Genomic DNA, 13,650 nt, shown 5'->3' with positions numbered 1-13,650 from the left:
ATGATTTCTCAGGTGGAACTTCTGCGCGGTCGCCTACTCGTCTTCTGCGCGATCGCCATGTCTGCGCTCGTCCTCAGGCTGGCGGTCACGTCGTTCAGCCCTCTCGCGTCTCAGATTCGTGAGGACATCGGCTTCTCACCCACCGTCGTCGGAGTGTTCGGGATGGTGCCGACGGCGATGTTCGCGCTGTTCGGCCTGACCACCCCGCTCGTCGCCAAGCGGTGGGGACTGGAACGGACGGCGCTCGTGGCAATGCTGATGGCCGGGGTCGGAATGCTCACCCGGGCGCTGGTGAACGACACGTGGTCGTTGCTGGCGCTGTCGGCGCTCGCGCTCGCGGGAATGGGTATCGGCAATGTTGTCATTCCCCCGCTCGTCAAGCGCTATTTCTCCGACTCACTGGCGGCGATGAGTTCGGTGTATATCGTCGGCGTGCAGATCGGGACCATCGTCCCGGCCTTCGTTGCGGTCCCCCTCGCGGAGGCGTTCGGCTGGCGTACTTCGATCGGTGTGTGGGCCGTGGTCGGTTTCGCGGCAGCACTTCCGTGGACCGTGGTGCTGGCGCGGGCGCGTCGCCGGGCAGCCTCCACGCCGGCGGGACCGGCTGTCGGTGCTCCCCCGGGAACGCCACACGGCAAGGCGTGGCGGTCGCCCGTCGGCTGGGGGATGGCGGGAATGTTCGGGATGACGTCGATGATCACGTATTCGATGTTCACCTGGATTCCGGACGTCCTCGCCGATGCCGGCGCGAGCGAGGCCTTCGGTGGCGCAATGGTGGGTCTCTTCTCCTTCATGGGGCTCGTGTCCGCGTTCGGTGCTCCTACTCTGTGCGCACGAATGCGTAATCCCTTCCCGGTGGTGATCGGCTGCGCGCTCTGTTACCTCGTGGCCTTCTCCGGCCTGCTGTTCGCGCCGATGGCGGCCCCGGTCCTGTGGGTGGTGCTGCTCGGGCTCGGGCCCAGTACCTTCCCGATGTCGCTGACGCTCATCAATCTGCGCACCCGCACACACCTCGGCTCGGCGACGTTGTCGGGTTTCACGCAGGGTGTGGGGTACGCCGTCGCGTGTCTCGGTCCGCTACTGTTCGGCGTGTTCCACGATTCCACCGACGGCTGGGCGCTGTCGTTCGGATTCTTGACCGTCGCGGTAGTGATCCTCGTCATAGCGGGAGCTCAGGCCTGTAAGCCGCGGATGCTCGAGGACAGCTGGAACGGCATTTCGGACGCTCGTCGACACGCTGCGGAAACGTCCACGAAACCTCACATCGACTCAGTCGGGAAGTGAGGATCAGTTGACGTTGCGGTCACCGACCGCAGCACCGCCGCAACACCCGTTTTCTACCTTTGGGTCTCCCACACAACGAGGAGGCCCGGGTGAAGCATTACATCGAGCACTGGGACGCGGAAGACGTCGCCGCCTGGGAGGCGGGCAACAAGAACATTGCCAAGCGGAACCTGATCTGGTCGGTCGTCGCCGAACACGTCGGCTTCTCCGTCTGGTCGATCTGGTCGGTCATGGTTCTCTTCATGCCCACCGATATCTACGGCATCGACGTAGCGGGCAAGTTCTTCCTCGTCGCCGTTCCCACTTTGGTCGGCTCGGTGCTCCGGATTCCCTACACCGTGGCAACGGCCCGCTTCGGCGGCCGTAACTGGACGATCTTCAGTGCCCTGGTGTTGCTGATCCCGACACTGTTCACCCTGTACCTGATGATGAACCCCGGGGCCTCGTACACGACCTTCATGCTCGTGGCCGCGCTCGCCGGAGTCGGCGGCGGAAACTTCGCTTCGTCGATGACCAACATCAACGCCTTCTACCCGCAGCGGCTCAAGGGCTGGGCCCTCGGCCTCAACGCGGGCGGTGGCAACATCGGTGTCCCGATGATCCAGCTGGTCGGTCTTCTCGTGATCGCCACCGTGGGCAACACGGAACCGTGGATCGTCTGTGCGGTCTACCTGGTGTTCATTGCGGTGGCAGCGGTCGGCGCCGCCCTGTTCATGGACAACCTCGGCAACCAGAAGTCCGATCTCCGCTCGATGGCCAAGGCGCTGAAGTTCTCCGATTCGTGGGTCATCAGCTTCCTCTACATCGGCACCTTCGGATCCTTCATCGGGTTCAGCTTTGCGTTCGGCCAGGTTCTGCAGATCAACTTCCTCGCCGGTGGTGAGACTCCCGCACAGGCTGCACTGCACGCGGCGCAGATCGCCTTCATCGGTCCGCTGCTCGGCTCCATCGCGCGACCGATGGGCGGCAAGCTCGCCGACCGGATCGGTGGCGGGAAGATCACGCTGTACACCTTCGTTGTCATGGCGCTCGCCGCCTCCGTGCTCGTGACCGCCGGCACCATCGACGACGGCACGCCCGGCGCCGCCACTGCAGGCGTGATGGTGGCCTTCGTCTTCGGCTTCATCGCACTGATCCTGCTGGCGGGAATCGGCAACGGTTCCGTCTACAAGATGATTCCGTCGATCTTCGAGGCCAAGGCGCAGGGCCTCGACGGGCTGAGCCGGGAGGCCAAGGCGGCCTGGTCGCGTGCAATGTCGGGAGCCCTCATCGGTTTCGCGGGCGCTATCGGAGGCCTCGGCGGTGTCGGCATCAACCTGGTGCTGCGCGCCTCCTACGGCGGGTCTGCCAAGTCGGCGACCATGGCGTTCTGGGTGTTCCTCGCCTTCTATGTCGCGTGCATCGCCGTCACCTGGGTCGTCTTCCTGCGCCGCCCGTCCATCGCTCGCGGCATCTCCGTCACCGACGGCGACGAAAAGGTCTCCGTCTCGGCGTGACCAACGAGCAGTTACCGCAAGAACTCGAGTATTTCAGCTAGAAGGAGCGACGGCATGAGCCGCAAGTCAGCAGTAGTTATCGGGCACGGAATGGTCGGGCACCGCTTCGTCGAGGCGCTCCGCGCACGCGACGAGTCGGACGACTGGTCGGTGACGGTGCTCTGCGAGGAGCCCTCCCCGCGTACGACCGCGTGGGCCTCTCCTCCTATGTGGGTGCGTGGGACCCCAAGGAGCTTGCGCTCGCGGGCAACGACTACCAGGGTGATGCCCTGGTGGACCTCCGGATCGGCCGCAGGGCCGCGTCCATCGATCGTGAGTCGCGCAAGGTCACGACTGATTCGGGAGAGGTCGTCGCCTACGACGCTCTGGTCATGGCGACGGGGTCGTACCCGTTCGTTCCGCCGATCCCGGGCCACGATCGGCCGGAGTGTTTCGTCTACCGCACGCTCGACGACCTCGACGGTATCCGCGCCCGGGCGGAGGCGGCCGGTCCCGGCGCGGTCGGCGTCGTGGTCGGCGGCGGTCTGCTCGGTCTCGAGGCAGCGAATGCACTCAAGCTGCTGGGCATGACCCCGCACGTGGTCGAGTTCGCACCCCGGCTGATGCCGCTACAGGTCGACGAGGGCGGTGGAGCGCTGCTGGCCAAGCTGGTCACCGACCTCGGCGTCACCGTCCACGCGGGTGTCGGTACCGCGGGAATCACCGAAGGCCCCGACGGCATCACTGTCGAACTGTCGGACGGTTCGACCATCGAGGCAGGGCTTCTGGTCTTCTCCGCCGGCGTGCGGCCCCAGGATCAGCTGGCCCGCGACGCGGGGCTCGACGTCGGCGAGCGCGGCGGAATTGTCACCGACCTCGGGTGCCGTACGTCCGACGAGAACATTTATGCGGTCGGGGAGTGCGCCGCGGTGGAGGGCCGCTGCTACGGGCTCGTCGCTCCCGGTTACACCACCGCGGAGATCGTCGCGGACCGCCTGCTCGGAGGAGACGCCGAATTCCCGGGCGCCGATCTGTCGACCAAGTTGAAGTTGATGGGTGTGGACGTCGCCAGCTTCGGTGACGCCCTCGCGCAGACCCCAGGCGCGCTCGAGGTCGTCCTCAACGACGCCGCGAAGGGCACGTACGCCAAGCTCGTCGTCTCGGACGACGCCAAAACCCTGCTGGGTGGCATTCTCGTCGGCGATGCGTCCGCGTATGCGTCGCTGCGTCCGCTGGTGGGCCGCGAACTTCCAGGTGATCCGGCGTCCCTCATCTCGCCGGCTGGCGAGAAGCCAGGTGCCGGGTCGCTTCCCGACGACGCCGAGGTGTGCTCCTGCAACGGTGTCACGAAGGGCGCGATCTGTGGGGCCATCGCGGAGGGCGCCTGCGACATCGCGCAGGTGAAGAGCTGCACCAACGCCGGAACCACCTGTGGCGGTTGCCTTCCCACCATCAAGCAGTTGCTGGCTTCGTCGGGCGTGGTGATGTCGAAGGCGCTGTGCGAGCACTTCGAGCAGTCGCGTGCCGAACTCTTCGAGATCGTGCAGGCCACCGACACCCGCACCTTCTCCGCGCTGATTTCCAAGTACGGCAAGGGTTCCGGATGTGACATCTGCAAGCCGGTGGTCGCCTCGATCCTCGCGTCCACGGACTCCGATCACATCCTGCACCGCAACCAGGCCGGCCTGCAGGACACCAACGACCACTTCCTGGCGAACATCCAGAAGAACGGCACCTACTCGGTGGTGCCGCGGATGCCCGGCGGCGAGTGCACGCCGGAGCAGCTCATCGTCATCGGCGAGGTGGCCCGCGACTTCGGTCTGTACACCAAGGTCACCGGTGGTCAGCGCATCGACCTCTTCGGTGCCCGCGTCGAGCAGTTACCTGCCATCTGGAAACGCCTCGTCGACGCCGGTATGGAGTCGGGTCAGGCGTACGGCAAGTCGCTGCGCACCGTGAAGAGCTGTGTCGGGTCCACCTGGTGCCGCTACGGAGTCCAGGACTCCGTGGGCATGGCGGTCGACCTGGAGAACCGCTACCGCGGATTGCGGTCGCCGCACAAGCTCAAGTTCGGGGTCTCGGGTTGTGCCCGCGAATGCGCCGAGGCGCGCGGTAAGGACGTCGGCGTCATCGCCACCGAGAACGGCTGGAACCTGTACGTCGGCGGTAACGGCGGTCAGTCGCCGAAGCACGCGCAGCTGCTCGCAGGTGGACTCGACGACGAGACGCTGGTCCGCTACATCGACCGCTACCTCATGTTCTATATCCGCACTGCGGACCGCCTCCAGCGCACGGCGCCGTGGGTGGATTCCCTGGAGGGCGGGCTCGAGCACCTCAAGGCAGTGGTGTGCGAGGACAGCCTGGGCATCGCGGCCGAGCTCGAAGCAGCGATGGACAAGCACGTCGAGGGATATCGGGACGAATGGGCGGGTGTGCTCGAGGATCCGGAGAAGCTGTCCCGATTCGTGTCGTTCGTCAACGCGCCTGAGGAGGCCGATCCGACCGTCGCCTTCGACGAGACCGGTGTCCGGAAGGTTCCCGTGCTGATGGGAATGCCGAAATTCGCAGCTTCTACCTCGGAGTAATCCCTTCTTAACGCCCAGGAAACACCAGACCCGAAGTATGTACCCCACACGGAAATGCACCAGCCCCAAAGGAGGACTGTGATGACCGTCGTCGACGTGAGCGTGCACAGTGCCAGTGGAAACAGGCGTGAGAGCGTCCAGTCAGGCCGGCTCGAATGGACGTCCGCATGCCCACTCAGCCGATTGATCCCCGGACTCGGCGTGGCAGTTCTGCTGCGCGGCGGTGAGCAGGTGGCGCTGTTTCTTCTCGAGGACGGATCCCTGCGCGCAGTCGGGAACATCGATCCGTACGGGCGCGCAGCAGTGATGTCCCGCGGCCTCGTCGGTGACCGCGCAGGAGAGCCCACCGTGGCGTCGCCCCTGCTCAAGCAGGTGTTCTCGCTGATCGACGGTCGTTGCCTCGACGATGAATCAGTTCGCCTGCCCGTGTACGACGTGCGCGTCTGGGCCGGTGTCGTCCAGATTCACAGTTCACACGGGAATGTCGCGGAAGCACCGGCTGACGACGTGTCCGTGGCGGGGGCTTCGAGTTCGTGAACGAGGGGACACCCCTGTGTGGGTTCACGGTCGGGATCACTGCGTCACGACGTGCCGAAGAGTTCGCGACACTTCTGACGAGGCGCGGCGCCACCGTGGTTCACGCTCCGGCGATCCGGATCATTCCGCTGGCCGATGACACCGAGCTCGAGCGCGTCACGCGTCAGATCATCGACAGTCCGCCCGACATCGTGGTCGCCACGACGGGAATCGGTTTCCGCGGCTGGATGGAGGCCGCGGAAGGCTGGGGCGAAGCGGAAGAGCTCGGCCGGGCACTGGCAGAGAGCCGACTGCTGGCCCGGGGTCCCAAGGCCAAGGGTGCCATCCGCGCCGCCGACCTGAGGGAGGAATGGTCCCCGGCGTCGGAGTCGTCGGCGGAAGTACTCGACCACCTCCTCGGTGAGGGCGTCGAAGGCAAACGGATCGCCGTGCAGCTGCACGGCGCCACCACCGAATGGGAACCGGTCGCCGACTTCTGCGAGGTGCTTCGGTGCGCCGGCGCCGACGTGATCGCCGTGCCGGTCTATCGGTGGACGCCGCTCGAAGATCAGGCCCCGATGGACCGGATGATCGATCTCATCGCCAGCGGCGGACTCGATGCTGTGAGCTTCACCAGTGCACCGGCAGTGGCGTCGCTCCTGACGCGAGCCAAGGAAACCGGACTGATCGAGATGGTGCTGCACTCGCTCCGCCATCGCGTGCTCGCCGTGTGTGTGGGACCCGTGACGGCCGGACCGTTGCGTGAGTTGGAGGTCCCGACGACGATGCCGGAACGTTCGCGACTCGGCGCCCTGGCCCGGCACATCGCGGACGAGCTGCCCCGGCGCGCCAACAAGATCCAGACTGCGGGCCATGAACTCAGCATCCGAGGAGGTTGTGTGGTGGTCGACGGGGAGGTCCGGCAGTTGCCGCCCGCAGCGATGTCGTTGATGCGGACACTGGGCGCACGTCCGGGGCGCGTCGTTCCCCGCGAGGAGTTGCTCGCCGCGTTGCCTGGCGGCGGCGGTGACACCCATGCGGTGGAGACGGCTGTGGCTCGGCTCCGCGCGTCCCTGGGAGCACCGAAAGCGGTGCAGACGGTGGTCAAGCGCGGTTATCGCCTGGCGCTCGACCCGGTCGACTGCGTCGACTCTCGTGAGGAGGGCGTTCGATGAACGAGACAGCACTGGTACTGGTGGCACACGGCACGCGGAGTTCGCGCGGCGTGGAGATGATCGCCACGCTCGCGGATGCCGTCGCCGAGCAGGTCGGTCCGACGCGCGTCGCCTTCGTGGACGTTCTCGGACCGTCGCCGTCCGAGGTACTGCGGGACATCACCGGCCCCGCGGTCGTGGTTCCGGCGTTTCTGGCGTCCGGGTATCACGTCCATACCGACGTTCCCCGGGAAGTCGCGGACAGCGGGCACCCGTCGGTCGCCGTCACGCGGGCACTCGGTCCTGACCCCGTACTCGCCGAAGTACTCCTGCGGCGTCTCGTCGATGCCGGGTGGCAGCCGGGGGATGCCGTCGTCCTCGCTGCAGCGGGATCGTCCGACCCACGCGCACTCCGTGACGTGCGCCGCGCCGCCGCGATGTTGGCGGAACTCGCAGCGACGCGGGTCCGCATAGGATTCGTGGCTACCGCCGAGCCTCGCGTACCGGCTGTCGTCGCTTCGCTTCGCGCGCAGGGTGAGAAGCGAGTGTTCATCGCCTCGTACCTCCTCGCACACGGACTCTTTCACGCCCGACTCGGTGACGCAGGCGCCGATGGTGTCGCGGAGCCGTTGGGAGTCGATCCGGCCGTCGTGGGGTTGGTGGCCGAGCGCTACCGCAGTGGCATTCCTGCCGCACATCACACTCTGTCGTTCCAGCGCTGACCCGTCAGCGGGGTAGCGGCACCAGCTCTGCCAGATCCCCGTCGGCTGCGCCCGCCGGGACCAGCGCCAACGCTTCGCGGTCGATGATGCCCGCGAGATGCGCGGTCCGGATTCCGGGGTCGACCCGCCACGTGCCGTCGGGTTGTGGGACGGCGGGCAGGATCCGGGTGGCGTCGCCACTGACCTCGGATGCATTCGCGATACGCGCCAGCTGACGTGGCGCCGGGGTGCGACCCGTGAGTGCGGCCACGATGGACGGAACCGTGATGAGCAGCGTCGCGACCGCGGCGTACGGGTTTCCGGGCAGCCCGAGCACCACCCGTCCGTCCGGCAACAGGGCGGTCACCTGCGAACCACCGGGGCGGCACTGCACCCTCCCCACCACGATCCGGGCCTTCGCCCGGTCGAGCGCCGCACGCAACTGGTCCGCCGCGCCGCCACCGGTCGCCCCCACGATCACGATCAGATCGGGCTGGCGGACTTCCCTGAACAATTCGTCGAAGCTGTCGGACGTGTCCCGCAGGTGTGTGTCCGCGACCGTCCGGACGCCACACCACGAGAGGAACTGGGGGAGAACGGGTCCCAGAGCGTCCCGCGTCTGCCCTCGTCGCAGCGGACCTTCCCGCCGGATCTCGTCTCCGGTCACCGCCACGTGCGCGCGGACGGGGCCGCGTACCCCCGCAGTGGTCACCTCCGCGCTCGCGGCTGCGGAGACGAGTGCCGGCGTGACGGCCGTGCCCTCCACCGCGAGCCGGTAGCCCTCGTGCCAGTCCTCGCCGCGCCGCCGCGCGTCGTCGCGCACGGGGGCGTCCTGGCTGCGGGACAGTTGCGGTCCGTCGGAAGTGTTTGTCACCACGGCGAATTCGTCGCGCACGACGGCGGTGGCGCCGCTGGGGAGGTGCGCGCCCGTCGCAATCCGGGCCGCCTCGCCGTCCGCCAGTTCGAGTTCGTCGGAGCTTCCCGCATACCGGATGTCGTCGCGCAGCACCCACGGACCGTTGCCAGCAACGGCGTATCCGTCCATGGCGGACACGGCGATGCGCGGCAGAGCTTCGGCGGCGAGCAGCCGCTCGGCGAGTGTGGCGCCGAGCGACGTGCCGAGCGTCGCAGACCGCGGCGGAAGTGGGGGAACCACCTCGAGGATCGCGCGCCTGGCCTCGGCGATCGAGACCGGCGACGCAGCGGCCCGGCCGCGGGCCCGCTCGACGTCCTCCGGTGTGTCGCAGTCGGTGACGCCGCGGAACAGGACCGTGTCGAACGTTTCGGGAACGAGCGCCTTCATGGGCTGATTGACCGTCGACCCGAGCGAGCGGACACGGTCGGTCAACGCGCCGATGCGCCACGCGGACAACAGGAACTGCAAGCGGCCCGACTCGTCGACCGCGAACACGGTGTCGGCGTCCTGCACGGCGGCGGCGAGAGCCTCCACCATCGTGGGTTCCGCGAACGGAAGATCCGACGCGAGCAGAATCACCCGGTCTCCCGGTTCGGCGTCGAGCACCGCCAGTCCGGCGGCCACCCCCGCCACCGGCCCGGCGCCCGGCGGGGTCTCCTGCGTTTGGAGCACCGTCGAATCGAGGTCGGAGCGCCGCGGTCCCACGACGACGATGCGCGCACAGTCATTGACGGCATCGAGAGCGGTGTCGAGCATCCGGCGTCCGCCGACCACCACGGCAGGCTTGTCGACGCCGCCCATCCGAGTGGCTCGTCCACCGGCGAGGACGATCGCGTGAACGGGTGCGGCAGGGTTCATTCCTTCATGCTGCCGCACACCCTCAATCGCTGTGCAGGTGGCTGCGCGGAGGTCCGGCGAGCCCGGACCGTCCGCCGTGCGTGGTGCTGACGCAGAGCCAGGCCACCGAGGCCAGGCTGAGGGCCAAGAGGATTCCAATAACCAGCATGTATCGATTGTCGGTGCAAAGTGGACCGTGATTTCCAGTCCTCTGTGGGAAAGTGGCCTGTATGAGTGGTGAACCAGTCCGAACCGTCTCAGCAGCCGAGTTGGCGGTACTGCTCGGCGCGGCGCCCATCGGTGGGCAACCGCTGTACCGCGGACTAGCCGACGCCCTCCGCGAGAGGGTCGCCGACGGATCGATGGCCGTGGGAGTCCGACTGCCCGCCGAACGGGCCCTCGCGGAGGAACTCCGGCTCAGCCGGGTGACCGTCAGTGCCGCGTATCGCGAACTACGCGAGGCCGGTTGGGCGTCGGCGCGACACGGATCAGGGACGTACGTGGCGATGCCCTCCGGTCCGCCGGCGTGGGGAAGCATGGTGGGTGCGCCCGTCGACGGTGTCATCGACCTCGTCAACGCCGCGCCGGCCGCGGCCCCTGAGCTCAGGGAGGCCTATCTGGACGCCGTCGACGAGCTGCCCCGTTTCATGCCTCAGCACGGTTACCACCCCGGTGGACTGACGACGCTGCGTGCGGCGATAGCAGGCCACTACACCCGCAGGGGTCTCCCGACCACCCCGGACCAGATCCTCGTCACCGGCGGCGCGGGTGATGCGACCGAAGTGGTGTTCGAGGCTTTGGTCGAGACGGGCGACCGGGTCCTGGTCGAACATCCGACCTATCCCGGAGCGGTCGAGTCCGTGCAGGCGGCGGGGGGCCGCCCTGTCCCTGTGCCGATCGATGCGAGGGATCCCGACGCCTTCATCGCCGAGGCGGATCGCGCTGCCCGGCAGAGCGCTCCCACCGTGGCGTACCTGATGCCGGACTTCTCCAATCCGTCGGGAGCCAGGGCGACTCCCGACGGGAGGCGGCGGCTGGCCGCGACCATGGCCCACCACGGCGTGGTGACCGTCGTGGACGAGGTTGCGGCGGAACTCGTGCTGGACGGTTCGGGCGACCTCGAGCCGTTCGGTGTCCCGGTCCCGGAATCGGCGACCGTGGCGATCGGCAGCCTCAGCAAGACCGTGTGGGGAGGTATCCGCATCGGCTGGGTGCGCGCCGAGGCCGCCCGCACCGCGCAGATGGCGAAGATCATGGCGCGGAGACAATTGTCGGTCTCCGTTCTCGACCAACTTGCTGCAGTGCGGCTGTTCGCGCAGCACGAAGGGCTGGTGGTACGTCGTCGCCATGAGTTGCGGGGGCAGCGTGACGCCCTCGCAGCGGCCGTCACCGAGCGGTTGCCGGGTTGGAGCTTCCAGCTGCCGTCCGGCGGGCTGTCGTTGTGGTGCCGCCTCCCGGCGGGGATCGGTTCGAGCGAACTCGTAGCAGCCGCACGCGCAAGGAATCTTCTGCTCGCGCCCGGACCCCGCTTCGGTACGGGTCATCTGTTCGACGACCACCAGCGACTCCCTTTCACCAGACCGGTCACCGAGTTGACCGCCGCCGTCGACGTGCTGGCCACCCTGGTGATGTCGGGCGAACCGTCGCTGTCCGCGGCGACAACGGTCGTAATCTGACTGCCCGGTCATGGCCGGAAAAAGATACCTGTGAACCGGAGTATCGGTCAGAGACCTGTTCGGTACCCGGAAAACCGGCGGCTCCTCCGCAACTGTCTGGCATAGTGATGGCCGCTGACCTGCTCGCCGGATTGTGGGGTTTCTCATGTGCTCGTTGATTCGTCGATCTCTGGGCGCCGCAGTCGCGGTCCTCGTTGCCGGCCTCGCCCTCACCCTCGCAAGTGCTGGTACCGGTGCAGCGCAGCCGCTGTTGCCGCCGCCCCCGGCGGCGGACGTCGCGTTTCCCATCCCGGACCCGGATCCGTTCTACCAGCCGACGCCGGACATCGCGGCGCGAGCGCCAGGCGATGTCCTGAAAGTGCGCCAGCTACCGCCGTCGTACTACTTCCCCGGCAGCGCGATGTGGGAGGTGCTCTTCCGGTCCACCGACTCGCAAGGGAACCCCATCGCGGCCAACACCACCTATGTACTCCCGGCGAATCACGCCCCCGACGGGCCACTGGTGTCGTACCAGCACATCATCAATTCGCTCGGGCACAAGTGCAAGATCGTCACCGAGCTGTACACCAGCGACCCGCTCCATCAGATTCGTGAGGCTGCCGGCCTCAACATCGCGTTGGCACGGGGGTGGGCGGTTTCGCTGCCCGACCACCTGGGACCGCGGATGGCCTACGGCGCGGCGAAGCTGGGTGGTCAGATCACCCTCGACGGGATCCGGGCCGTGAAGCGGGTGCCGGAACTCCAGGTCGCGAACAGTCCGGTCGGGCTGGGAGGATATTCCGGTGGGGGAATGGCCACCGCCTGGGCGGCGGCGCTGGCCCCCACGTACGCGCCGGAACTCGACATCGTCGGTGCGGCCATCGGTGGTGCACCGATGAATCTGGGGAAGATGGCACAAGGTCTGGGTACCAATCCCCACCCTGCCTTCGGCCTTGCGATGGCCGCGGCGCTCGGGCTGGAACGTGAGTATCCCGACCGCATCGACGTCAGCGGCCAACTCAACGCTCAGGGCCGCTGGCTCAAGCAGATGATCGGCAACGGGTGCACCAACGAGATCATGCTGTTCGGCGTTGGCCGAAGCGCCACGGAAATGACCGACAACAAGAATTTCATGGACAACCCCGAAGCCTGGAAGGTGATGGACGAGAACAGCGTCGAGCTGTATCCCGGCGTGCCGAAGGCGCCGATCTTCGAATGGCACAGCCCCACCGACGCCCTGATACCGGTGGACTCCATCGACAACACGCTCCGGCGCTACTGTGAAGCCGGAACACCCGTGCAGACACTGCTCACTCCGACACCCGACCATCTGTCCGCGGCCGCTCTCGGGGTATTCCAGGGGCTGGATTGGATGGACGCTCGCTTCCGCGGCGATCCCCCTCCCAGCACCTGCTGAGCAGTCCGTCAGAACCGGTGGCGTGCCGCCGCGAGATCTACGCGGCCGTCCCGCACGGGCACGCCTTCGAGTTCGAGCTTCGCGATCTGGCGGCGCGCCAGATGCTCAGCCGGACGACCGCCGGCGCCCAACACCCGGTGCCAGGGCAGATCCGCGGAATCGGTGCGCATGATCCAGCCGACCGTCCGTGGGCTCGACAACCCGGCAGCGGTGGCGATGTCGCCGTAGGTCGCCACGCGGCCGGGTGGGATCGACGCGACCAGTTCGCGCACGCGTTCGACCTGCTCCTCGGTTGTGGCGGGCATCAGAGAAGCGTGCGGATGAGCTGAGCCACCTCGTCGGGCCGGGCCTGCGGGACCATGTGGTCGCAGTCGAGATCGACGGCGGTGAGCTGTTCACCCAGATGGTCGGTGAGGGCGCGTCGGAACTCGGGCGTGACATACGGCGGCTGCACCTTGGCCGCCTGAACGAGAACGGTGGGCAGGTTCGCCGGCGGAAGGACGGCGGGACGCGCTAGTTCGCCCCAAGCCGCGACGAGCGCCGGTACGGACATTCGCCAGTTGACCCGGCCGTTCGCGAGGGTGATCAGGTGCTCGGCGATCTCCGCTTCGAGTACCTCGGCGTCCACCTCACCCCAGGAACCGTGCATCTTCTCGGCACGTGCCTCGTCGACATCGGTGTAGTCGGGCGACGAGATCGTGTCGTCCGCCGCCGATCGCATCTTCTCGGGATCCAGCCCGATCGCCGGATCCAGCAGGAGGAGACCCCGGACCTGTTCGGGGACTGCCCGGGCGAGGTGGAGAGCCAGCGCGCCGCCGAACGAGTGGCCCACGACCAGAACCGGACCCCGTGCGTGAGTACGCAAAGTGTCGATCACGCACGAGACGTGCGATTCGAAATTCCATGGCGGTGACCAGCTGGACCGGCCGTGACCGAGCAGGTCGGGCGCGATCCAGCGCGCGTCGGGGATGTGGTCGGTGGCCAGGGCCTGCCAGCGCTTGCCGTGACCGGTCACTCCGTGCAGAGCAAGGATCTCGGGACCGTCTTCGGCGCCGAACAGATAGGTATGCAGTGCTGACACGGATCCATGATGCCGGATCGGGCCGACGG

Annotated in this window: 10 protein-coding genes and 1 pseudogene; 8 read left to right on the top strand and 3 right to left on the bottom strand. The window is 67.5% G+C overall.

Annotated elements, in window-relative coordinates; all coding sequences use genetic code 11:
* The 6 genes and pseudogenes from CBI38_RS19035 to CBI38_RS19010 all read left to right on the top strand — a co-directional run bounded on the left by CBI38_RS19035 (nt 1) and on the right by CBI38_RS19010 (nt 7,736).
* A complete protein-coding gene (locus CBI38_RS19035) occupies nt 1–1,284 on the top strand; it encodes an MFS transporter (RefSeq protein ID WP_109331217.1) in 1,284 nt (427 codons plus the stop codon).
* Between the two features lie 89 nt (nt 1,285–1,373).
* Nucleotides 1,374–2,780 carry a nitrate/nitrite transporter gene (locus CBI38_RS19030; RefSeq protein WP_230989884.1) on the top strand — a complete coding sequence of 469 codons (1,407 nt, stop codon included), beginning with the start codon at nt 1,374–1,376 and terminating at the stop codon, nt 2,778–2,780.
* 54 nt (nt 2,781–2,834) lie between these two features.
* Nucleotides 2,835–5,344: pseudogene (gene nirB / locus CBI38_RS19025) on the top strand (nitrite reductase large subunit NirB).
* An 81-nt stretch (nt 5,345–5,425) separates the two neighbouring features.
* On the top strand, nt 5,426–5,881 hold the full coding sequence (nirD, locus tag CBI38_RS19020) for a nitrite reductase small subunit NirD (RefSeq protein WP_109331215.1): 456 nt from the start codon (nt 5,426–5,428) through the stop codon (nt 5,879–5,881).
* A complete protein-coding gene (locus tag CBI38_RS19015) occupies nt 5,878–7,035 on the top strand; it encodes a uroporphyrinogen-III synthase (protein ID WP_109331214.1) in 1,158 nt (385 codons plus the stop codon). Before nirD ends, CBI38_RS19015 begins: the two co-directional genes overlap by 4 nt.
* The gene (locus tag CBI38_RS19010; protein ID WP_109331202.1) at nt 7,032–7,736 is read left to right on the top strand and encodes a sirohydrochlorin chelatase; all 705 of its coding nucleotides are present in this window, start codon (nt 7,032–7,034) and stop codon (nt 7,734–7,736) included. Before CBI38_RS19015 ends, CBI38_RS19010 begins: the two co-directional genes overlap by 4 nt.
* Before the next feature lie 4 nt (nt 7,737–7,740).
* Here the strand turns inward: CBI38_RS19010 and CBI38_RS19005 are convergent, their stop codons facing one another.
* Entirely contained in the window at nt 7,741–9,489 is a 1,749-nt protein-coding gene (locus tag CBI38_RS19005; protein ID WP_109331201.1) for an NTP transferase domain-containing protein, read from the bottom strand.
* Nucleotides 9,490–9,698: 209 nt separating this feature from the next.
* On the opposite strand from CBI38_RS19005, the gene yczR reads away from it, so the two are divergent.
* Both yczR and CBI38_RS18995 read left to right on the top strand, forming a co-directional pair.
* Complete coding sequence (gene yczR, locus CBI38_RS19000) at nt 9,699–11,144, top strand: MocR-like transcription factor YczR (RefSeq protein ID WP_109331200.1); 1,446 nt, start codon at nt 9,699–9,701, stop codon at nt 11,142–11,144.
* 145 nt (nt 11,145–11,289) lie between these two features.
* Entirely contained in the window at nt 11,290–12,540 is a 1,251-nt protein-coding gene (locus CBI38_RS18995) for a lipase family protein (protein WP_109331199.1), read from the top strand.
* A gap of 8 nt (nt 12,541–12,548) precedes the next feature.
* On the opposite strand, the gene CBI38_RS18990 is transcribed toward CBI38_RS18995, so the two are convergent.
* Together CBI38_RS18990 and CBI38_RS18985 are read right to left on the bottom strand one after the other, a co-directional pair.
* The gene (locus tag CBI38_RS18990; RefSeq protein ID WP_109331198.1) at nt 12,549–12,845 is read right to left on the bottom strand and encodes an MGMT family protein; all 297 of its coding nucleotides are present in this window, start codon (nt 12,843–12,845) and stop codon (nt 12,549–12,551) included.
* A complete protein-coding gene (locus CBI38_RS18985; RefSeq protein ID WP_109331197.1) occupies nt 12,845–13,621 on the bottom strand; it encodes an alpha/beta fold hydrolase in 777 nt (258 codons plus the stop codon). The genes CBI38_RS18990 and CBI38_RS18985 overlap by 1 nt, the downstream gene beginning before the upstream one ends.
* Nucleotides 13,622–13,650: the final 29 nt, after the last annotated feature.

The organism is Rhodococcus oxybenzonivorans (assembly GCF_003130705.1).
Classification (GTDB): domain Bacteria; phylum Actinomycetota; class Actinomycetes; order Mycobacteriales; family Mycobacteriaceae; genus Rhodococcus_F; species Rhodococcus_F oxybenzonivorans.
This window is presented reverse-complemented; position numbering and strand designations above follow the sequence as displayed.

What these genes read in the sequence shown, in the direction of transcription:
- CBI38_RS19035 (WP_109331217.1), top strand. Translation starts at nt 1, where the DNA reads ATGATTTCTCAGGTGGAACTTCTGCGCGGTCGCCTACTCGTCTTCTGC.
- nirD (WP_109331215.1), top strand. Translation starts at nt 5,426, where the DNA reads ATGACCGTCGTCGACGTGAGCGTGCACAGTGCCAGTGGAAACAGGCGT.
- CBI38_RS19010 (WP_109331202.1), top strand. Translation starts at nt 7,032, where the DNA reads ATGAACGAGACAGCACTGGTACTGGTGGCACACGGCACGCGGAGTTCG.
- CBI38_RS19005 (WP_109331201.1), bottom strand. Translation starts at nt 9,489, where the DNA reads ATGAACCCTGCCGCACCCGTTCACGCGATCGTCCTCGCCGGTGGACGA.
- yczR (WP_109331200.1), top strand. Translation starts at nt 9,699, where the DNA reads ATGAGTGGTGAACCAGTCCGAACCGTCTCAGCAGCCGAGTTGGCGGTA.
- CBI38_RS18995 (WP_109331199.1), top strand. Translation starts at nt 11,290, where the DNA reads ATGTGCTCGTTGATTCGTCGATCTCTGGGCGCCGCAGTCGCGGTCCTC.
- CBI38_RS18990 (WP_109331198.1), bottom strand. Translation starts at nt 12,845, where the DNA reads ATGCCCGCCACAACCGAGGAGCAGGTCGAACGCGTGCGCGAACTGGTC.